Below are 20,878 nucleotides of genomic sequence, written 5' to 3'. Positions count from 1 at the left end.
CGGGGCGCCCCCTGTGCCCGTGGCATGCGCCGGCTCAGCCCTTGCGTGCGGCGGGGCGGGTGAAGTGCCAGGCCAGCAGCTGGCCCAGGCCGGCACTGCCGACCAGCGCGGCAGCGGCACCAAAGGTCAGGTCACGCGCACCGATGGCCTCCAGCAGGGCCATGGCCAGGGCCAGGCAGACCAGGCTGATGCCCCAGCGCAGGGCGCCCTGGCGGCGGCGTTCTTCTTCCAGTACCGCCAGCGAGCGGATCACTTCCTCTGGCACGTGCGGAGCCACCAGCTTGCTGCGCGCGCGCGCATCGGCAATGGCATGGATCGCGTAGGCGATGCAGATGAAGAGGGTGATCGGGATCAGTTCCTGCATGGTCGGGCTCCTGTTCGGTGGATGATGCGGGTTCAGGAGAATGGATGCGCGACCACGGCAACCGGTTGCGCCACTTTGCCAATCCCGCTGCCATGACCTGTGGCCCCTGCCCCCGGCCCGGACGGCTGCTACCCTTGCCCGGTTTCCTCTTCTGGTGCCGTCCGCCCATGTCCCGAGTGCTGCCCCTGTCCCTCCTGCTGTCGGCCGTGCTGGCCGCACCGGCTGCGCATGCCGCGCCGACGCCGATCACCATCGAACAGGCCATGGCCGACCCGGACTGGATCGGTCCGCCGGTAGAGAAGGCCTGGTGGTCGTGGAACAGCCAGCAGGTGGAGTACCAGCTCAAGCGCAACGGCAGCCCGGTGCGCGACACCTTCCGCCAGCCGGTGGCCGGCGGCGTGGCCGCGCAGGTGGCCGATGACCAGCGCGGCACCCTGGACGTGGCCGAGCCGGTCTACGACCGCAGCCGCAGCCGCAGCGCCTTCGTGCGCAATGGCGATGTGTTCGTGCGCGACCTGCGCAGCGGCGCGCTGACCCAGCTGACCCGCAGCAACGAGCGCGCGGGCAACGTGAACTTTGCCGCGGACAACGGCGTGATCTGGCGCGTCGGCCAGAACTGGTTCCACTGGACCGCCGCCAGCGGCGTGCAGCAGGTGGCCAGCCTGAAGGCCGAGAAGGACCCGCGCACGCCGCCGAAGGCCGACGTGCTGCGCGACCAGCAGCTGCGCACGCTGGAAACCCTGCGCCGCGACCGCGAGCAGCGCGAGGCATTGAAGGACCAGGACCAGCGCTGGCGCCAGGCTGATCCGACCCGCGCACCGGGCCCGGTCTACCTGGGCGCCGACGTCGAGATCGGTGACAGCGTGCTGTCGCCGGACCTGACCCACCTGATCGTGGTGACCAAGCCGAAGGACTTCGACGACGGCCGCACCAGCAAGATGCCGCTGTACGTGACCGAGTCGGGCTACGAGGAAACCGAGGACACCCGCACCCGCGTCGGCCGCAACGGCTTCGAGCCACACACCCTGTGGTACGTGGATGTGCGCACCGGCAAGGCCGAGAAGGTCTCGCTGTCCGGCCTGCCGGGCATCAGCACCGACCCGCTGGCCGAACTGCGCCGCAAGGCCGGCAAGGATGCGCTGAAGGGCGAGCGCAGCGTGCAGGTGATGAGCGACTTCATGGGCGGCGGCATCCGCTGGAGCGCCGACGGCCAGCAGGCCGCGGTGATGCTGCGCGCCAACGACAACAAGGACCGCTGGATCATCAGCGTCAATGCTGCCGACGGCCGCGTGCAGAACCGCCACCGCCTGACCGACAACGCCTGGATCAACTGGGGCTTCAACGATTTCGGCTGGATGGCCGATGGCCGCACGCTGTGGCTGTTGTCCGAGGAATCGGGCTTCTCGCACCTGTACACCCAGGCCGGCACCGCCAAGCCGCAGGCGCTGACCAGCGGCAAGTGGGAAACCTCGGCGCCGGTGCCGTCGGCCGATGGCAAGGGTTTCTACTTCCTGTGCAACCAGCAGGCGCCGCATGACTACGAAGTCTGCACGGTCGACACCGGCAGCCGCCAGGTGCGCGAGCTGACCAGCCTCAACGGCGTGGAGGATTTCTCGCTGTCGCCCGACGGCCAGCAGCTGCTGGTGCGCTACTCCGGCGCCTACCTGCCGCCGCAGCTGGCGGTACTGCCCAGTGCCGGTGGCCAGGCGCGCGTGCTGACCGACACCCGCACCGCCGACTACAAGGCACGCCAGTGGATCCAGCCGAAGCTGGTGGCAGTGCCGTCCAAGCATGGTGCCGGCGTGGTCTGGGCCAAGTACTACGAACCGGAAAACAAGGAACCGGGCCGCAAGTATCCGATCGTGATGTTCGTGCACGGCGCCGGCTACCTGCAGAACGTGCACCAGCGCTACCCGGCCTATTTCCGCGAGCAGATGTTCCACAACCTGCTGGTGCAGAAGGGCTACATCGTGCTGGACATGGACTACCGCGGCAGCGAGGGCTACGGCCGCGACTGGCGCACGGCCATCTACCGCAACATGGGCCACCCGGAACTGGAAGACTACAAGGACGGCCTGGACTGGCTGGTCGACACCCAGCAGGGTGACCGCGACCACGCCGGCATCTACGGTGGTTCCTACGGCGGCTTCATGACCTTCATGGCACTGTTCCGTGCGCCGGGCACCTTCAAGGCCGGCGCCGCGCTGCGCCCGGTGGTGGACTGGCACAACTACAACCACGGCTACACCAGCAACATCCTCAACACCCCGGACATCGACCCGGAGGCGTACCGCGTGTCCTCGCCGATCGAGTACGCGCAGGACCTGCAGGACAACCTGCTGATCGCCCACGGCATGATGGATGACAACGTGTTCTTCCAGGACTCGGTGAACCTCACCCAGCGCCTGATCGAACTGCACAAGGACAACTGGTCGATCGCCCCATACCCGCTGGAACGCCACGGCTATGTGCGTGCCGATTCCTGGCTGGACCAGTACAAGCGCATCCTCAAGCTGTTCGAGCAGAACCTGAAGTGAGCGACGCCGCAGCCACGATCCGGATCGTGGCTGCGGTCATCCTGGATGACCGCGGCCGGGCGCTGGTGGTGCGCAAGCAGGGTGCGCGCCGCTTCATCCAGCCCGGTGGCAAGCCCGAACCCGGCGAGGCACCCCTGCAGGCGCTGGCCCGCGAGCTGGACGAGGAACTGGGCGTGCAGCTGCGCGCCGATGCCGCCATCGCGCTGGGCACGTTCGAGGACTGGGCGGTGAACGAGCCCGGCCACCGCGTGCAGGCACAGGCGTGGTGGGTGCAGGTGGACGGCACGCCGCAGGCGCGCGCCGAAATTGCCGAACTGGCCTGGGTGCCGCTGCAACCGCCGCATGGCCTGCCCTTGGCACCCTTGAGCGAACACCATATCCTGCCGGCCGTCGCCACCCGGGCGACGGCCCGCTGAGCAGGCGGGCGCCGACTGCAAGGACATCGGATGTCAATGTCGATCCCGTCGATCCCCTCGCCGCTTTCCCCGGCCTATCACGCCTGGGTGCGCCCGGTCGCACAGGCTTCGTTCTGGCTGTCACTGCTGCTGACGATCTACTTCGTGCTGCAGGGACTGGTGCTGTGGCCGCTGCAGAACCTCGCGCTGTGGCACCTGGTGGAAGGTGAAGTGCAGCTCCAGCAGATGCACAGCCTGGTCTGGCTGCTGGCGCACCCGGTGGCCGCGTCAATGGTCGTCGCGCTGTTGTGCCTGGCCTCGACCGTGTCCAGTTGGGGCCTGCTGCGTGAACGTCGCTGGGGCCTGTGGAGCTTCGTGGTACTGCTGCTGCTGAGTGCCCTGACCAACTTCGCAGCCGCCTGGTGGCTGGACCTGTTCATGGGCGACTTCATTCCGTTGCTGGCCGATGACCCGGCCCTGCTGCAGGAACTGCAGCTGAAACGCTGGCTGATCACGCTGACCGTGGTCGGCATGTCGTTCGTGCTTCTCGGCCTGCAGGGCTGGCTGGCCTGGCGCCTGCTGCGCCCCGACGTGCGCGCGCGCTTCCACTGAGTTCTGCCGGGCGTGGGCCAAGGCCTCCGGCAGCGCCCGGCGTTTTGCCTTTGATCGTCAAGGAGACGACATGCTCTCATTCGCACCGTACCGCCACTGGCTGGCCTGGGCGTTGCTGCTGGCCACGCCGGTGGCCGCGGCACAGTCACCGCAATGCGGCCTGTTCAAGGCCGACGAAGGCAGCAGCACGCTGCGCGTCAGCTCATCCAACCGTGGCGAGCAGAAGCACTTCGGCAGCGCACCGACCCCGGTCGCGTTCCAGCAGATCGAAGGCAAGCTGCAGCTGGTGAATCTGGAATATGGCCTGCCCAGCGCGCTGCAGGTGCGCGACCGTGGCCGCACCCTCGAGGTGGACGGCACGGTCTACACCCTGCAGGCCCCTGCACAGTGCGCCGCAGCCGCCGCGCCGGCTGCGGGCAGCTGCCTGGCCGATGCGGCGGCCTGCCTGGACAACCGCCACGAGGCGACCCCCACCGCGCTGGCAGCGGCGTGCCGGGAAGGCGTGCCCGGCATGTGCCTGCAGCTGGCCGATCGCTGGCATGACGAGGCCAAGGCGCCGGCCACGCCGGATGAGGCGCGGCAACAGGCCATCCTCGATACCGCACTGGCCGGCATCGAACTGCCTGTGCCGTGCCGGAATGGCGGCTTCAGCAACGAGACACCGGCCTGTGCAGCGGCGCTGGAAGCGGATCCGGCGCTGCAGGAGCAGATCGTCAAGGCCGCGATGGGTGCGGCGATGGTCGAAGCGGTGAGCTCCGTACTGTCACCCTCCACGCCGGTGGTGGTGCCGGCCGCGCAGCGCCAGCAGCTGTTGCAGTTGTGCCAGCAGGTCGGCCATGGCGGCTTCTGCAGCCGCGTGGCCGAGCTCTCGTGGGAATCCGGCGACCCCTTGCAGGCGGTGCAGGCACTGGCCACAGCGTGCGCGCCCGGCAATGACAGCGCCGCCTGTGAGCGCCTGCCTGCGTTGCAGGCGCTGGGCGCCTCGTTGCGGCCGCAGCCGGCTACGGCGCTGCCCTGCGGCACCTTCCGCGCCGCAGGTGGCCTGATGGATACGCTGGACTTCGGCGATGCAGGACGGGTCGGCATCGGCTGGGACAGCCAGCTGCGTGCCCGTGTCGAAGACGGCGACGTCCGCATCCGCCACGACAAGGGCGGCGACTTCGTGCTGCGGCCGTTGCCCGGCGGCCAGCTGCTGGGCCTGGACACGTGGACACGCTTCCAGGTGTTCGTACCGACCGGCGAGGGCGCGAGCACCTGCAGCCCGCCGAAACACTACACGGTGCTGCCGCTGCCGCAGGACTGCCCGCAGGCGCTGGCCAGCGGCGGTGCCGAAGCCTGCTGCGCGCAGGGCAAGCTGCAGGGCTGCAACATTCTTGGCAACCGTCTTGCGCTGTCCGGGCAGTGGCGACAGGCGGCAGAGCACTACACCACCGTGTGCCGTGCCGGCGTGCGCGAGGGCTGCGAGAACCTGGTCGCAGCGCAGGGCCGCAGCAGCGACGTCGACGCCCATGCGACGCTGGAGCGGCTGTGCGCCGCCGACCGCAGCGGGCGCCACGTCGCCTGCGATGTGCTGGACACCGGAAACTGGAGCGCCCTGGAGCTGGGTCGCGTCCTGCAGGAGGCGGTGGACGAAGCGACGGCCGAGGACGCTCCGGCGCCGCGCACTTCCAATCGCAAGCGCTGAGCCTGCCAGGGCCTGTCCGCAGCGTTGGCCGGGCCCTGCGGTAAAGTACGCGCCATGAACGAATTCGAGCGCGTTCGCGCCTACCTCACCGAGCTGCAGGACCGCATCTGTGCGGCGATCGAGGCCGTCGATGGCCGGGCCCGCTTCCAGGAAGACCTGTGGCAGCGTGCCGAGGGCGGTGGCGGGCGTACCCGCGTGCTGCGCGACGGCGCGGTGTTCGAGCAGGCCGGCATCGGCTTCTCCGACGTCGCTGGCAGCCGCCTGCCGCCGTCGGCCTCGGCCAACCGCCCGGAACTGGCGGGCGCCTCCTGGCGCGCCACCGGCGTGTCGCTGGTGTTCCACCCGCTCAACCCGTACGTGCCGACCACCCATGCCAACGTGCGCTTCTTCCAGGCGCAGCGCGACGGTGAAGTGGTGGCCAGCTGGTTCGGCGGCGGCTTCGACCTGACCCCGTTCTATCCGTTCGACGAGGACGTGCAGCACTGGCACCGGGTCGCACGCGATCTGTGTGCGCCGTTCGGCGACGAACGCTACGCCGCGCACAAGCGCTGGTGTGATGAGTACTTCTTCCTGCGCCACCGCAACGAAACGCGCGGCGTCGGCGGTCTGTTCTTCGACGACCTGCACGGCGATTTCGAGCGCGATTTCGATTATCTGCGCGCGGTCGGCGATGGCTTCCTCGACGCCTACCTGCCGATCGTGCAGCAGCGCAAGAACACACCCCATGGCGAACGCGAACGCGAGTTCCAGCTGTACCGCCGCGGCCGCTACGTGGAATTCAACCTGGTCTACGACCGCGGCACCCTGTTCGGGCTGCAGAGCGGTGGCCGCAGCGAAAGCATCCTGATGAGCCTGCCGCCGCGGGTGCGCTGGGAATACGGCTTCTCGCCCGAACCCGGCAGCCCCGAATCGCGCCTGGCCGACTACCTGGTGCCGCGCGACTGGCTCTGAGGGGTGTCGTCGCGCGGGACGTGGGCTCGGCGCTGGTCAGCTGCCCTTTCGCGCGATGATGGTGATGTGCCCTGTCGTCTCCAGCAGGGCAATCTGCACGTCTTCAATCTGCAGCCCGCCCTGCTGGCGGAGCGCGGCATCGAAGTCGGCGCGGCTGATCAGCTCGCGCCGAAGTACCGCCTCGAACAGGCGACCACCGCGCGCAGGATGAATTCCCACCACGGCATGGCCAGCGCGAACAGGTCGGGCATGGTCTTCCCTTGCTGGACAGTGGCCCAGCCTGACCCCATCTGCGGTTCCGGCAGCACAAATAAAAAGCCCCGCTGACCAGGGGGAGGTCAACGGGGCCGGGGAACGGGCACTTGGGGAGGAGTCCCCGTTCCGAGATCTGCTCCAGGGGATGGGAGAGATCCACAACAGGCATTGCGCCTGTCGGGAGTTATAGAAGCACTCCGAACACTAACGGTTCGTGAAGGGGCCCCATTTAATGAAATTCAATCGGGGCAACATTCATGGTCGAGTCAGAAACCCCTGACTCATGAACACATTCACGTCGTTTTCGGCCTGAAATGCCGTCAGTGCGCTTCGTCCCAGTTGTTGCCGACGCCCGTGTCGACCACCAGAGGCACCCGCAGTTTGGCCGCTTGCGACATGCGCTCTACCACCTGCAAACGCAAGTCTTCAACGAAACCGCTTTCGGTTTCAAAGACCAGTTCATCGTGCACCTGCAGGATCATCCGTGCCGGTGCCCCGCTGTCGCGCAGCCACTGGTCCACATCCACCATTGCACGCTTGATGATGTCGGCGGCGGTGCCCTGCATCGGCGCGTTGATCGCGGCGCGCTCGGCCCCGGCACGCAGGCCCTGGTTGCGGGCGTGGATGTCGTTCAGGTACAGGCGGCGGCCGAACAGGGTTTCCACGTAGCCCTGGTCGCGGGCCTGCTGGCGCATCCGCTCCATGAAGTCGCGCACGCCCGGGTAGCGGCTGAAGTACAGCGCCACATAGTCCTGCGCCTGGCCCCGGTCGATGCCCAGGTTGCGGGCCAGGCCGAAGGCGCTCATGCCGTACATCAGGCCGAAGTTGATCGCCTTGGCGGCACGGCGCTCGTTCGGGGTCACCTCTTCCAGCGTGCGCCCGAACACCTCGGCGGCGGTGGCACGGTGCACGTCGGCGCCCTGCTCGAAGGCGCGCACCAGGCCCGGATCCTCGGACAGGTGCGCCATGATCCGCAGCTCGATCTGCGAATAGTCGGCGGCCAGCAGCTGGAAGCCTTCCGGCGCCACGAACGCGCGGCGGATGCGGCGGCCGTCCTCGGTGCGGATCGGGATGTTCTGCAGGTTCGGGTCCGACGAGGACAGGCGGCCGGTAGCGGCGCCGGACTGGTGGTAGCTGGTGTGCACCCGGCCGGTGTCCGGATTGACCATCTCCGGCAGCTTGTCGGTGTAGGTGCTGCGCAGCTTGGCCAATCCGCGGTAGTCGAGGATCACCCGCGGCAGTTCATGCTGGTCGGCAATCGCCTCCAGCGCCTCTTCGTTGGTGCTGGGCTGGCCCTTCGGGGTCTTCACCACCGCCGGCAGCTTCAGCTCGTCGAACAGCACCGCCTGGAGCTGCTTGGGCGAATCCAGGTTGAAGCTGCGCCCGGCCAGCTCGGTGGCCTTCTGCTGCGCGGCCAGCATGCGCGAGGACAGGTCCTGGCTCTGGCGGCGCAGTTCGTCGGTGTCGATCCGCACGCCGTTGGCTTCGATCGTGGTCAGCACCGGCACCAGCGGCATCTCGATGGTGCGGTACACGCTGTCCAGCGCCGGCTCGGCCAGCAGCTGCGGCTGCAGCGCGCGATGCAGGCGCAGGGTGATGTCGGCGTCCTCCGCCGCATAGCGGCTGGCTTCGTCGATGCCCACCTGCGAGAACGGAATCTGCTTGGCACCCTTGCCGGCCACGTCCTCGAACTTGAGGGTGGTGTAGCCCAGGTAACGCAGGGCCAGCGAATCCATGTCGTGGCGGGTGGCGGTGGAGTTGAGCACGAAGCTCTCGAGCATGGTGTCGTCGTGGTAGCCCTGCACCTCCACGCCGTGGCGGCGCAGCACATGCAGGTCGTACTTGCCATGCTGGCCCAGCTTCTTCTTCGCCGGGTCCTGCAGCACCGGCCGCAGCGCATCCAGCACCTGCTGCATCGGCAGCTGGGCCGGCGCACCCGGGTAATCGTGGCCGACCGGAATGTAGGCCGCCCTGCCCGGCTCGACCGCCAGGCTGACGCCGACCAGGCGCGCGCGCATCGCGTCCAGCGCATCGGTTTCAGTATCGAAGCTGATCAGCTCGGCCTGCTGCAGGCGCTCGACCCAGGCCTGCAGCTGCCCGCTGGTCAGCACGGTCTCGTATTCACCCGGCGCGGACAGTGCCGGATCCAGCGTGCCGGCGGCGGGCGCCTCGACGCTGCCACGCGCGAAGCCGGCCGCAGTGCCGCGCAGGCTCGGGGTCGCCTCGCTGGCGGCCACCGGTGCCGGCACCGGCGCGCCCAGCTCCTTCAACGCCTGGGTGAAGCCATAGCGCGTATACAGCTCGGTCAGCGCCGGCACATCCTGCTCGCGCAGGGCCAGCGTGGCCGGGCTGGCGTCCAGTTCCACGTCGGTACGGATGGTCACCAGCTCGCGGTTCAGCGGCAGCCGCTCCAGGGCGGCACGCAGGTTCTCGCCGATCTTGCCCTTCATGGTCGGCGCGGCCGCCATCACCCCGTCCAGGTGCTGGTACTCGGCCAGCCACTTGGCAGCGGTCTTCGGCCCGCACTTCTCCACGCCCGGCACGTTGTCGACCGCGTCGCCCATCAGCGCCAGCAGGTCGATGATCTGATCGGCGCGCACGCCGAACTTGTCCATCACCGCCGCGTCGGAATCCATGCGGCTGCCGGTCATGGTGTTGACCAGTTCGATGCCCGGCCGCACCAGCTGGGCGAAGTCCTTGTCACCGGTGGAAATGGTCACCTTCAGGTCCTGCGCCAGGCCCTGCAGCGCAAGCGTGCCGATCACATCGTCGGCTTCCACGCCGGGGATGCGCAGGATGCTGATGCCCAGCGCTTCGACGATGCGGCACATCGGCTCGACCTGGCTGCGCAGTTCATCGGGCATCGGCGGGCGGTTGGCCTTGTACTGGTCGTACAGGTCATCACGGAAGGTCTTGCCGGGCGCATCGACCACGAACGCGACGTAGGCCGGGCGCTCCTTCAGCGTCGAACGCAGCATGTTGACCACGCCGAACAGCGCGCCGGTGGGTTCACCCTGTGCATTGGACAGGGGCGGCAGCGCGTGGAACGCGCGGTACAGGTAACTGGACCCGTCGATCAGGACTAATCTGCTCATGCGCCGATTCTACGCGCCCGTGCCTGCACCGCGGCGACACGGCGCGCACACCGCGATGGGGCATAATCAGGGCTCTTTCCAGGCAAAGGCCCCCGCCGATGAAGACCCTGATGCTGGCTTCCCTGCTCCTGCTCGCTGGCTGCGCCAGCATGGGTGGCGCGGGTGCTCCCCCGGTGGACGTCAAGGGCGCGGATGTGTCCAGGCGTACCATGGACAACGGCGATGTCATCGAGGAATACCGTGTGTCCGGCCAGCTGCGCATGGTCAAGGTGACCCCGTCGCGCGGTGCCCCGTTCTACATGTACGACAAGAACGGCGATGGCCGATTCGACAACGACAAGGATGGCGTGTCGCCGGTCTACTGGAAGCTGTACAGCTGGTGAGGTGACCGGGTCGGATCCCTGCGATCCAGTAGTTCACCCCAGCCCCCTACAAAAAACAACGCCGGCACGCATCCTGCGCACCGGCGTCGGGTCCCCTCCCCGGGGAACGCTTCAATCAGCGGGTATGGATCAGCGGATGACCAGTACCGGCAGCGTGCTGCGCGCCAGCACCTCGGCAGTCTGGCTGCCCAGCAGTACACGGGTCACGCCACGGCGGCCGTGCGAGGTCATCACGATCAGGTCGCTGTTGCGCTCGGCCGCCGTCTCGATGATGCCGTCGGCCGCGTAGCGGTCCAGCACGTGCACCGGGTTGGCCGTGATGCCCTGCTCGGCGGCCTTGGCCAGCGCCGGCTGCAGCACCTTCTGCGCGCCCTCCTCGCGGTCGGCCTTGTATTCCGGGCTGTTCATGTAGCCCACGCTCCAGCCCATGGCGTCATACATGCCCACGGCCCACGGCTCGGACACGGTCACGATATCGACCTCGGCATTGAGGTCCTTGGCCAGCTCCAGGCCCTTGGCCAGGCCCTTGTCGGCCAGCTCGGACCCGTCAGTGGCAATCAGGATGCGCTTGTACATGGTAGGGCTCCGTGGCGGTCTGCCAGATGGGAACAACACCATTGCACACCGGATGTGGAGGCGGCGCCTTGAGCAGGATCAATCCGGCGCCGTGCAGCGGCCCGTGCGCGCCACCCGCTTGCCCGCCCCCCTTCTGTAGAGCCGAGCCCATGCTCGGCTTCGGATGCATGAGCCAAGCATGACTCGGCTCCACATTTTCCGCCCTCAGGCGATCTGCACCACGCGTGCGTTCCGGCACAGGGGGTAGCTGCCCACGAATTCAGCGATCGCATCGCGCATCGCCTCGAACGATTGGCCGTACATGTACAGCGCGGTCTCGCTCGGGCCCTGCCACCAGCTGCAGATCTCGCCAAGGCCATCAATGCGCTCGGACAGCTGCTCGAACACGTGGTTGGAATCGCACTGTTCGTAGACCTCGTCCGGCAGGTTCAGGCCATCCAGGTAGATGCCCAGGCCCTCGGTCACGCCGAAGCTGCGATCGGCTTCACCCGCGCCCTGGATCTTCGAGCCCTTCGGCGCACCCAGCTGTTCCAGCAGATCGATCAGCTTCGGCACGCCATCGGCATCGACCAGCGCCACTTCGATATCGCCGTATTCGACCTCACCCAGGTCGGACATCGCCGTGCCGCCGCCGGTGATCTCGCCGACATTGGCCGCCTGCAGCAGCGCATCGAGTGGGTCCTCGAACAGTTCGTGGCGATGCTCGGGCTGCAGCCGGGCATTCAACGTCACGGTGACGTGCAGCGTAGGTTCGGTCATGGGAGCGTTCCTGAAAGAAGTGCCGCCTATTGTAGAGCCGAGCCCATGCTCGGCTGCTTTTCGCGCCAGAAGCAGCCGAGCATGGGCTCGGCTCTACAACAGCCCGTCAGCGCAGGAACGGGGTCACCTTGCGCTTGAGCAGCTCCGCCAGCACCGGGTCCATGTACTCGTAGTCATCCGGGATATCCAGGCAGATCACTCGCTTGCCGTTCAACCACGCCTTGTAGCGGCTGGACAGCCGGTTGCGGTGGGCGCGCTCCATCACGAACACCAGGTCGGCCCACTGCAGCAGCTCGGGGCTGAGCACTTCCTCGGCGTCGGCCAGCAACCCGGCTGAGGCGGTCTCGATGCCCGGCCAATCGGCGAAGACCTGCTCGGCGGTGGGGCTGCGCAGGCGGTTCTGGCTGCAGAGGAAGAGCACGTTGCGAGTCATGCCGGCAGCCTAATCGGGGGCGGATCCCTTTTCCAACGGAAAGTGATCCGACCCCTCGGCGGTGATCAGATCACCGTCAGGTTGGCATACGCCATCACCAGCCACTTGCTGCCGGCGTCGGCAAACTCGACCTGCACGCGGGCGTGCGCGCCGCTGCCTTCGTAGTCGGTCACCATGCCTTCGCCGAACTTGGGATGGATGACCAGCGCGCCGAGCTTGATCGGCGGTGCTTCGATCGAGGCATGGCCCATCACCCGGCTGGCGCCCATCGAGGCCGGCCGCGAGACCTGTACCTTGGGGCGCACTTCGTGCAGCAGCTCGCGCGGGATCTCGCGCAGGAAGCGCGACGGCAGGCTGTAGTTGTCCTGGCCGTGGATGCGGCGCGATTCGGCATAGCTCAGCACCAGCTTCTGGCGCGCGCGGGTGATACCGACGTAGGCCAGGCGGCGCTCTTCTTCCAATCGCCCGCTTTCCTCCAGCGAACGTGCGCTGGGGAACAGGCCTTCTTCCAGGCCGGCCAGGAACACCAGCGGGAATTCCAGGCCCTTGGCCGAGTGCAGGGTCATCAGCTGCACACCATCCTCGCCGGCCTGCGCCTGGCCTTCACCGGCCTCCAGCGCGGCATAGGCCAGGAACGCGACCAGCTCATCCATGTCCTCGCCCACTTCCTCGATGTCGTCGGCGCGGCGCACGAAGCGCGAGGCCACCGAGACCAGTTCGTCGAGGTTGTCGGTGCGCGATTCCGAATCCAGCGCGTTGCGGCTTTCCTTGCTCCAGTGCTCGCGCAGCTGCGAGCGGGCCAGCACGTGGTCCACGCGCTCGGCCAGGGTCATGTGCACGGTCTGCGCCTGCAGCTCGTTGACCAGCACCAGGAAGCCGGCCAGTGCATTGCGCGCGCGTGCGGCCAGCGCGCTGCCCTGGGTGACCAGCATGGTCGCTTCCCACAGCGAGATGCCCTGCGCGCGCGCCTCGCGGCGCACTTCGTCCAGCGTGCGGTCGCCGATGCCACGCGTCGGCGTGTTGACCGCGCGCTCGAAGGCGGCGTCATCGTTGCGGTTGGACAGCAGGCGCAGGTAGGCCAGCGCGTCCTTGATCTCGGCACGCTCGAAGAAGCGCATGCCGCCATACACGCGGTACGGCACCTGTTCGCTCAGCAGCGCTTCTTCCAGCGCGCGCGACTGCGCGTTGCTGCGATAGAGCACGGCCACTTCGGTGTAGCTGCCACCGTCGCGCACCCACTGGCGGGCGCGCTCGACGATGTAGCGCGCCTCGTCCATCTCGTTGTACGCGGCGTACAGGTCGATCGGCTCGCCGTCACCGCTGTCGGTCCACAGCTGCTTGCCGATGCGATCCGGGTTGTGCGCGATCACCGCATTGGCGGCGCCGAGGATGTTGGCGGTGGAGCGGTAGTTCTGCTCCAGGCGGATGGTCTGCGCACCCGGGAAGTCGCGCAGGAAGCCCTGCACGTTCTCGACCTTGGCACCGCGCCAGCCGTAGATGGCCTGGTCATCGTCGCCGACCACGAATACGTGGCCGGAATCGCCGGCCAGCACGCGTACGAAGGCGTACTGGATGGCATTGGTGTCCTGGAACTCGTCCACCAGGATCTCGCGGAAGCGGGCGCGGTAGTGCGACAGCAGCGCCGGGTTGTCGCGCAGCAGTTCGTGCGCGCGCAGCAGCAGCTCGGCGAAGTCGACCAGGCCGGCGCGGTCGCAGCGCGCCTGGTACTCGATGTAGGCCTGGCGCATGGTCTCCAGCCACGCGTCGTGCGGTTCGGGCTGGATGTGCTGCGGGCGGCGGCCCTCGTCCTTCTGCGCGTTGATCCACCACGCGATCTGCTTGGGCGGGTACTTGCCGTCGTCCAGCTCCAGCGCCTGCACCACGCGCTTGACCAGCCGCAGCTGGTCGTCCGAGTCCATCACCTGGAAGCCTTCTGGCAGCTTGGCGTCCTGCCAGTGCAGGCGCAGCAGGCGGTTGGCCAGGCCGTGGAAGGTACCGATCCACATGCCACGGCTGCCATGGGGCAGCTGGGCGTCGATGCGGTGGCGCATTTCGCCGGCCGCCTTGTTGGTGAAGGTCACCGCGAAAATGCCGTGGGTCGGCACGCCATCGACTTCATGCAGCCAGGCGATGCGGTGGGTGAGTACGCGGGTCTTGCCGGAACCGGCACCGGCCAGCACCAGGTGGTGGCCGGGGGGAGCGGAGACGGCTTCGCGCTGGGCCGGGTTCAGGCCATCAAGCAGGTGGGAGACATCCATGCCCCCATTTTACGGCATCGCCGTCGCGGCTCCTGCGACCACCTGGGTGGCCAGCGCCTGCGCCTGCTGACGCAGTTCAGGCACCGCCAGGCTTTCCCACAGGCTGCCGATGCGCAGGCTGCCGAGCACGCCCAGCCGTGCCTGCGGCTGGCCACTGGCGCTGCGCAGGCGGTCGCCCGGCACCGTGCTGTCCAGGCCCAGCCCATGCGGGCCGGGGCGAGCGAGGCCATCGGCCTGCAGCTGCTGCAGCAACGGATTGCGCAACGCACTGGCGCGGGTTTCCACGCCGGTGGCGTTGACCACACCGCCGATCGTCCAGTGCTGTTCATTGCCGTTGGCATCGCGACCCGACAGCCGCAGGGCATCGCCTTCGCGGCCGACGGATTGCAGGCGGGACCGGTGAATGCGCAGTTGGCCGCTTTCGATCAGCGCCTGCAGCTGTGCGTCGACCTCTTCGGCGATGCGGTGGCGATGCACGTCCCAGTAGCGCACCACATGGCGCAGGAAGCGACGCTGGTCGGCCGCGTCGAGGCTGCACCACAGCGCCTGCCCGTGCGGACGGATGCGGTCCATCACGCCCTGCCACGGCAGCCCGTCGGCCTGCGCCTGGCGCGCAAACCCACGCAACGCGCGCAGGCGCTGGCGCAGGTTCATCTGCAGCAGCGTGGCCGGGTCGAACGTGGGCAGGCCGCCATGCGCATGCGGCAGCGGCAACAGGCCATGGCGCGAGATCACGTGCAGCGGGCCGGTGTGGCCGGCGGCAACCAGCGCCAGCACGGTGTCGGCCATGCTCAGGCCGGAGCCGACGATGGCCACGGCCTGCTCACCGGCCAGGGTACGCACGCCGTCGTAGTCCCAGGCCTCGATCACATCATCGGCGGGCAGTGCCTCGGCACCGGCCACCGGCATCGGCCGCATGCTGTTGCCGGTGGCAAGCACCGCCTGCACGGCGTGCAGCGTCTGGGCATCGCCAAGTGTCAGCCGGTAGCCATGGTCATCCAGCTGCAGGCCCAGCACCGGCTGCGCGATCACCTGCAGCTGCGCCGGGCTGGCCGCAGCGGCCTCCTGCAGGCGCTGCTGCAGGTAGGCCGCAAAGTAGTGGCGGCATACGTAACGCTCGCCCAGCACCTCGCGCGCCTGGCCCGGGTAGGCGTTGGCGGCCATCAGGTAGTCGAGGAAATCGCCGGGCTGGTCGGCAAACGCACTCATCTTCGCCGCCGGCACGTTCAGCAGGTGCTCCGGCCACGGCGTGGCATAGGCGATGCCCTGGGCCAGCTGCGAAGCCGGTTCGAGAATGGCCAACGCCAGTGGCGCCTTGGCTTGGCGCAGCACCTGGATCGCCACCAGCACCCCGGCCGCACCACCACCGATGATTGCCAGGTCCAGTTCGCCATTACGCGGTGAATCAGTCATGCGCCGATTGTAGGCCATCGGCGATGACGGGCCGGGTTGCCGAAGCGGGCGATTGCCGCCATCTCACATCAACGCATCGGCCAGACGTGCGATGCCTTCTCGGCTGCGCCGCCACGTGGGGCGGCTGCGCCACTGCTGCAGGTCCAGCTGCCGCGACTCGCGCAGGTAGCCATCCTCGATCGCGCACAGCTGCTGCACCAGCGCGCGGTCGTAGCAGACCAGGCCGATTTCGGCATTCAGCGCGAATGAGCGGATGTCCATGTTGATCGAGCCGAGCACGGCGATGTCCTCGTCCACGCTCATGTGCTTGGCATGCAGGAACTGCGGCTCGTACAGCGCGATGCGCACGCCACAGCGCAGCAGCTCGTCGTAGTAGGCCTCCTGCGCCCACGACGTCAGCCGCTGGTTGTTGCTGGCCGAGAGGATCAGCTGCACCTGCACACCGGACAAGGCCGCAATGCGCAACGCACTGAGCGTGGCTTCGTCAGGCACGAAATACGGGGTGACCATCACCAGCCGTCGCCGCGCCAGGTGGATCAGCGCCGCCACCGCATCGCGTGCGTTGCTGTAGGGATAGGCCGGGCCGCTGGGCAGCAGCTGGGTGGCGATGTCGTCGCTGCACTCGGGCACATCGGCGATCACGTCCAGGCGCTGGCCGGTTTCCATGTACCAGTCGCTGGCGAAGACCGCTTCCAGGTGCGCCACGGCCGGGCCACGCACGCGCGCCACCAGCTCGCGGTTCGGGTGGCCGGGCACGAACTGCGGGCCGGCCAGGTTCTGCGAACCGACATAGGCCACTTCGTTGTCGATCACCGCGATCTTGCGATGGTTGCGCAGATCCATGCGCCCGCTGCGGCGCCAGCGCAGGCCACCGGGCAGCATCGCGCGTACCTCGATGTCGCGCGCCTGCAGGCGCTTGCGATAGGCACGCAGGCCGCGCTTGGCGCCCACCGCGTCGAGCAGCACGCGGCATTGCACGCCACGTGCAGCCGCACGCTGCAGGGCCTCGACGATCGCCTCGCCCACCGCGTCGTCGAACATCAGGTAGTACAGCAGGTGCACGCGGTCTTCGGCCTGGTCGATATCGGCGATCAGCGTGTGCAGCGATTCGTCGTAGTCGGTCAGCAGGTCGACGGCGTTGCCGTGCACGGGCATGAAGTCGCCCTGGCGCTGCACCAGCGGCACGATCTCGGCGCAGGCGGTGTCCGGCTGCGGTGTCCAGCGCAGGCGATGCTGCAGCGCCTGTTCCTCGCGGATGACCTGCGAGGCCTCGGCCTGGCGGCGGATGCGCTCGCGCGACAGCCACGGGTGGCCGAACAGCAGGTACAGCGGCAGGCCCAGCAGCGGCACGAAGCCGACCAGCAGCAGCCAGCTGCGCGCCGCCCCCGGCGTGGTGCGGGTGGGAATCCAGCACAGCGCGACCAGCCGGATCAGCCAGTCGATCAGCAGCAGGTAGGAACCCAGCAACCACTCGAACAGCATCGTGTCGCCCGTCGGGAGGTGATGGGCCATTCTGCCCAGCAGGATTTGCAGAGTCGAGCCATGCTCGACTGCCTTTCGGCCCGACAGCGGAGCAGCCGAGCGTGGGCTCGGCTCTACAGGATGGATCAATGCCGCACCGGCACCTCGCACAGCTGCCGCACCGATTCGGCATGACGGCGGCCGTTGAGCGCCATGCAGGCAATGGCCGAACGTTCGGCACCCACATCTGGATGCCAGGCATGAAAAAACCCGCCACAAGGGCGGGTTTCTTCGCGGGGACCAGCAATCCGTGCGGATTACTTGATCTTGCCTTCCTTGTACAGGACGTGCTTGCGCACGACCGGATCGTACTTCAGGAATTCCATCTTCCCCGGGGTGTTCTTCTTGTTCTTGTCCGTGGTGTAGAAGTGGCCGGTACCGGCCGAGGAAATCATACGGACCTTATCGCGCTTGCCTGCCATGATGCTTTACTCCTCAGACCTTTTCGCCGCGCGCACGCAGCTCAGCCAGAACGGAATCGATGCCGTTCTTGTCGATGGTGCGCAGTGCATGCGCGGAAACACGAAGCTTGACCCAGCGGTTCTCGCTGGCCACCCAGAAACGGCGCTCGTGCAGATTCGGCAGGAAACGACGACGGGTCTTGTTGTTGGCGTGCGAGACGTTGTTACCCGTCTGCACTCGCTTGCCGGAAACCTGGCATACGCGGGACATTGCGCACCTCGATAGTAGTAGTTGTCAGCCCGTAGCCCGGGAGACGGCGGCCTCGATGGTTGCCCACCACACGTCAAGAGAATCAAAGGGTTACGCTGGCGTTGGGCGGCCGGGGACGTGCTCCCGGGGGCGCCGCCCGGTAGAAAACCGGACACAGCGAGCCGCGCATTATGCACGGGTTCAAGCACTTGCGCAAGTTACCCACAGGCGGGGGCTGAATGCGGCGATCGCCCCCTGTAGAGCCGAGCCCACGCTCGGCTGCTGCGTCCCGGAACGCCTGAGCCGAGCGTGGGCTCGGCTCTACAACAATGACCGGGCCGGCTCAACGCAGGTGCGGAATCACCTGGGCGAGAAGATGGGCATCCTTCAACGCGCCGTGCAGGCCGCGCTGGCTGGGAATGCGCAGGCGCTGCAGCACATCATCCAGCTTGTTGCCCTGGCCGGGCCAGCGCCCGCGCGCCAGCTTCAGGCTGCAGGTGATGCGGCAATGCTGGGCCAGCGTGCCAGGAATACCGGACAGACGCAGCTCGTTGTCCAGGAAGCCCACATCGAAGGTGGCGTTGTGCGCGACCATCTCGCTGCCGCGCAGGAAGTCGAGCAGTTCAGCAGCCTTGCTGGAGAACAATGGCTTGCCCACCAGCATCGCATCGCTGATGCCGTGCACGCGCTGTGCGCCCCAGTCCACCTTGCGCTGCGGCTGCAGGTAGGTGTGGAACTGGCGGCCGGTGAGCTGACCATCGATCAGTTCGACGGCACCGATTTCGATCACCCGGTGTCCCAGGCGGTGGGAGATGCCGGTGGTTTCGGTATCCAGTGCGACGATGCGATTCATGCGTGGCGATGTTTCCTGTTGCGTGCCGCGATGATTTTCGCATGCTTGCAGCAGGAAGCTCCCTCTGTAGAGCCGAGCCCGCGCTCGGCTCACGCGCGAAGCGCGGGCCTTGAGCGCTGGTGACAGAAGCAGCCGAGCGTGGGCTCGGCTCTACAGATGCGCGCGCGCGATCACCCCAGCGCTTCCACCACCCAATCGATGAACACCCGCAGCCGCTGGCTCATGTGCCGGTTCGGCGGGAACATCACATGCATCGGCATCGGCGGCAGCTGCCAGTCCGGCAACACCGGCAACAGCTCGCCGCGCGCCACGTGCGGCTCGGCCATGTAGCTGGGCAGCGCCACCACGCCCAACCCCGCCAGCGCTGCGGCCAGATAGGCATTGCCGTCGTCAAAACCGACCGTGTAGCAGCCCTGCACCTCGATGCGCTCATCGCCGCGCTGTGCAACGAACACGCGTGCGCGGCCACTACGCGGGCTGAGGAAGCCGACCATGTGGTGATCGGGCCCTTCCAGCGCGCGCGGATCGGTCGGCAGGCCGAAACGCTGCACATAGCCGGGGCTGGCGTGGAAGCCGATCGGCAGCGCCGCCAGCGGCCGCGCCACCAGTGCCGGGTCGGCCGGGGTGCCGCCGCGGATCACGCAGTCGACGTTGTCGGCGATGACGTCGACCTCGCGGTCACTGACGCCGATATCCAGCTGGATCTCCGGGTAGCGCGCCTGAAACTCCGGCAGCGCCGGTACCAGCCGCAGCCGCGCGTAAGGCCCCGGCACATCCACCCGCAGGCGGCCGCGCGGTTGGCTGGCTGCGTCACCCAGCCCGCCCTCCACCTCTTCCAGCTCGGCCAGCAGGCGGGCGATGCGCGGGTAGTAGGCCGCGCCGTCGGCGGTGACGCTGACCCGGCGCGTGGTGCGGTTGAGCAGGCGCAGCCGCAGGTGTGCCTCCAGCTGCTGCACCAGCTGGGTGGCCGTGGTGCGGCTGATCTGCAGGGTCTGCGCCGCACGGGTGAAGCTGCCAGTCTCCACCACCCGGGCAAACGCCCGCATCGCCTCGAAACGGTCCATGGCTGGCCGTGATTGTTTGGAATTGGCAATCAATCTAGGTCGATCATCGCGGTTTATCCAGACACCGCTGGCGGGGAGGATGGCGTCCTCTCCCACGGGATCTTCCCCATGTCACAGCGTGATGTCGTTTTCCCCGCCGGCCGCCAAGCGCTGTACGAGCGCAACCGCTACTCACCGGCGATCCGATCCAACGGTTTCCTGTTCGTCTCCGGCCAGGTCGGCAGCCGTGAGGACGGCTCGCCCGAGCCGGACTTCGAAATGCAGGTGCGCCGCGCCTTCGAGAATCTCAATGCGGTGTTGGCTGCCGCAGGCTGCACGTTCGATGACGTGATCGACGTGACCGTGTTCCTGGTCGATCCGGAGAAGAACTTCGAGAAGGCCTGGGCGATCGTGCCCGAGTATTGGGGCCAGGCGCCGCACCCGACCCTGACCGGTATCGGCGTGACCTGGCTGTACGGGTTCCAGTTCGAGATCAAGGTGATCGCGAAGCTGCCGTGACCTTCGTTGTAGAGCCGAGCCCATGCTCGGCTGATCGTGCGACAGCAGCCGAGCATGGGCTCGGCTCTACAGAAGCGCAGCCCGGTGGGCCGAAAGGCGTGCCCGGTCCACCTGAACGGGAGATTCCGACGAATTCCCGAAGCGGCCATTGATATTGTATCCGGCGAAAACCGCTTGCTAGCCTCCCGTCCATGCGCCGGATCTCCCGCCACCTTCGCTCGTACCTGCTGATGCTGCTGATGGCGGCATTCGTGGTCGTGCCGGTGGCCGACGTGCTGGCCTGCGCGGTCGAACCGCACGACACCACTGCGGTGCACGTGGAAAGCAACACCAACGATGCCGAGGGTGACAGTGACAGCAAGCACGCCGGTGCCTGCAGCCACAACCACTGCCACCACTCCAACCTGAGCCTTCCGGCCAGCACCCTCGCCGCCTTCGGTGCGCCACTGCCGGCGCGCTGGATGAATGCCGGCGACGCGGCGACCTATGCGGTCGCCCAGGATGAATTGACGCGTCCCCCCCGGGCGTGAGTTGAGCGCGTCCCGCGATTGCGGGCTCCCGTTTCACTCACAACCG

General features: G+C 67.7%; 20 protein-coding genes and 1 pseudogene. 8 read left to right on the top strand and 13 right to left on the bottom strand.

Annotated elements, in window-relative coordinates:
• Nucleotides 1-34: 34 nt before the first annotated feature.
• The gene (locus AC2A1N_RS02360; RefSeq protein ID WP_005414880.1) at nt 35-364 is read right to left on the bottom strand and encodes a hypothetical protein; all 330 of its coding nucleotides are present in this window, start codon (nt 362-364) and stop codon (nt 35-37) included.
• Between the two features lie 167 nt (nt 365-531).
• Between AC2A1N_RS02360 and AC2A1N_RS02355 the strand changes: the two genes are divergently transcribed.
• The 5 genes from AC2A1N_RS02355 (at nt 532) to hemF (ending at nt 6,543) form a co-directional block, all read left to right on the top strand.
• Entirely contained in the window at nt 532-2,901 is a 2,370-nt protein-coding gene (locus tag AC2A1N_RS02355) for a S9 family peptidase (RefSeq protein ID WP_484371399.1), read from the top strand.
• Entirely contained in the window at nt 2,898-3,317 is a 420-nt protein-coding gene (locus tag AC2A1N_RS02350) for an NUDIX hydrolase (protein WP_061480546.1), read from the top strand. The genes AC2A1N_RS02355 and AC2A1N_RS02350 overlap by 4 nt, the downstream gene beginning before the upstream one ends.
• A gap of 30 nt (nt 3,318-3,347) precedes the next feature.
• A complete protein-coding gene (locus AC2A1N_RS02345) occupies nt 3,348-3,908 on the top strand; it encodes a hypothetical protein (RefSeq protein WP_061480545.1) in 561 nt (186 codons plus the stop codon).
• A 70-nt stretch (nt 3,909-3,978) separates the two neighbouring features.
• Entirely contained in the window at nt 3,979-5,592 is a 1,614-nt protein-coding gene (locus AC2A1N_RS02340; protein ID WP_061480544.1) for a hypothetical protein, read from the top strand.
• A gap of 54 nt (nt 5,593-5,646) precedes the next feature.
• Nucleotides 5,647-6,543, top strand: coding sequence for an oxygen-dependent coproporphyrinogen oxidase (gene hemF / locus AC2A1N_RS02335; RefSeq protein ID WP_061480543.1), 897 nt, complete (start codon nt 5,647-5,649; stop codon nt 6,541-6,543).
• Between the two features lie 36 nt (nt 6,544-6,579).
• Here the strand turns inward: hemF and AC2A1N_RS02330 are convergent.
• Both AC2A1N_RS02330 and polA read right to left on the bottom strand, forming a co-directional pair.
• Nucleotides 6,580-6,747: pseudogene (locus tag AC2A1N_RS02330) on the bottom strand (YetF domain-containing protein); the annotation flags it as partial.
• Nucleotides 6,748-7,118: 371 nt separating this feature from the next.
• Nucleotides 7,119-9,893, bottom strand: a complete 2,775-nt coding sequence (gene polA, locus AC2A1N_RS02325) for a DNA polymerase I (RefSeq protein WP_061480541.1) — start codon at nt 9,891-9,893, stop codon at nt 7,119-7,121.
• A gap of 98 nt (nt 9,894-9,991) precedes the next feature.
• On the opposite strand from polA, the gene AC2A1N_RS02320 reads away from it, so the two are divergent.
• Nucleotides 9,992-10,276, top strand: coding sequence for a DUF2782 domain-containing protein (locus AC2A1N_RS02320; RefSeq protein WP_049443782.1), 285 nt, complete (start codon nt 9,992-9,994; stop codon nt 10,274-10,276).
• A gap of 129 nt (nt 10,277-10,405) precedes the next feature.
• On the opposite strand, the gene AC2A1N_RS02315 is transcribed toward AC2A1N_RS02320, so the two are convergent.
• From AC2A1N_RS02315 to AC2A1N_RS02270, 10 genes are all read right to left on the bottom strand, one after another.
• The gene (locus AC2A1N_RS02315) at nt 10,406-10,852 is read right to left on the bottom strand and encodes a universal stress protein (RefSeq protein ID WP_005420335.1); all 447 of its coding nucleotides are present in this window, start codon (nt 10,850-10,852) and stop codon (nt 10,406-10,408) included.
• A 204-nt stretch (nt 10,853-11,056) separates the two neighbouring features.
• On the bottom strand, nt 11,057-11,611 hold the full coding sequence (locus AC2A1N_RS02310) for a hypothetical protein (protein WP_061480540.1): 555 nt from the start codon (nt 11,609-11,611) through the stop codon (nt 11,057-11,059).
• A 106-nt stretch (nt 11,612-11,717) separates the two neighbouring features.
• Nucleotides 11,718-12,044 carry a low molecular weight protein tyrosine phosphatase family protein gene (locus tag AC2A1N_RS02305; protein ID WP_061480539.1) on the bottom strand — a complete coding sequence of 109 codons (327 nt, stop codon included), beginning with the start codon at nt 12,042-12,044 and terminating at the stop codon, nt 11,718-11,720.
• A 65-nt stretch (nt 12,045-12,109) separates the two neighbouring features.
• Nucleotides 12,110-14,302 carry a DNA helicase II gene (gene uvrD, locus AC2A1N_RS02300; RefSeq protein ID WP_061480538.1) on the bottom strand — a complete coding sequence of 731 codons (2,193 nt, stop codon included), beginning with the start codon at nt 14,300-14,302 and terminating at the stop codon, nt 12,110-12,112.
• A gap of 9 nt (nt 14,303-14,311) precedes the next feature.
• A complete protein-coding gene (locus AC2A1N_RS02295) occupies nt 14,312-15,733 on the bottom strand; it encodes an FAD/NAD(P)-binding protein (protein ID WP_061480537.1) in 1,422 nt (473 codons plus the stop codon).
• Between the two features lie 45 nt (nt 15,734-15,778).
• Entirely contained in the window at nt 15,779-17,197 is a 1,419-nt protein-coding gene (cls, locus tag AC2A1N_RS02290; protein ID WP_061480536.1) for a cardiolipin synthase, read from the bottom strand.
• A 296-nt stretch (nt 17,198-17,493) separates the two neighbouring features.
• Nucleotides 17,494-17,661, bottom strand: a complete 168-nt coding sequence (rpmG, locus tag AC2A1N_RS02285; RefSeq protein ID WP_169411268.1) for a 50S ribosomal protein L33 — start codon at nt 17,659-17,661, stop codon at nt 17,494-17,496.
• Nucleotides 17,662-17,671: 10 nt separating this feature from the next.
• On the bottom strand, nt 17,672-17,908 hold the full coding sequence (gene rpmB / locus AC2A1N_RS02280; protein WP_005411638.1) for a 50S ribosomal protein L28: 237 nt from the start codon (nt 17,906-17,908) through the stop codon (nt 17,672-17,674).
• A 322-nt stretch (nt 17,909-18,230) separates the two neighbouring features.
• Nucleotides 18,231-18,740 (bottom strand): DNA polymerase III subunit epsilon, encoded by a 510-nt coding sequence (dnaQ, locus tag AC2A1N_RS02275; RefSeq protein WP_061480535.1) that lies wholly within the window; start codon nt 18,738-18,740, stop codon nt 18,231-18,233.
• 170 nt (nt 18,741-18,910) lie between these two features.
• A complete protein-coding gene (locus AC2A1N_RS02270) occupies nt 18,911-19,804 on the bottom strand; it encodes a LysR family transcriptional regulator (protein ID WP_061480534.1) in 894 nt (297 codons plus the stop codon).
• Nucleotides 19,805-19,912: 108 nt separating this feature from the next.
• Between AC2A1N_RS02270 and AC2A1N_RS02265 the strand changes: the two genes are divergently transcribed.
• Both AC2A1N_RS02265 and AC2A1N_RS02260 read left to right on the top strand, forming a co-directional pair.
• The gene (locus AC2A1N_RS02265) at nt 19,913-20,302 is read left to right on the top strand and encodes a RidA family protein (protein ID WP_061480533.1); all 390 of its coding nucleotides are present in this window, start codon (nt 19,913-19,915) and stop codon (nt 20,300-20,302) included.
• A 191-nt stretch (nt 20,303-20,493) separates the two neighbouring features.
• Nucleotides 20,494-20,832, top strand: a complete 339-nt coding sequence (locus AC2A1N_RS02260) for a hypothetical protein (RefSeq protein WP_061480532.1) — start codon at nt 20,494-20,496, stop codon at nt 20,830-20,832.
• Nucleotides 20,833-20,878 lie beyond the last annotated feature (46 nt).

The sequence above is a fragment of the Stenotrophomonas maltophilia group sp. SKK55 genome (assembly GCF_057179845.1).
The sequence above is the reverse complement of the archived record's forward strand: the minus strand, read 5'-3'. Positions and strand labels throughout refer to the sequence as shown.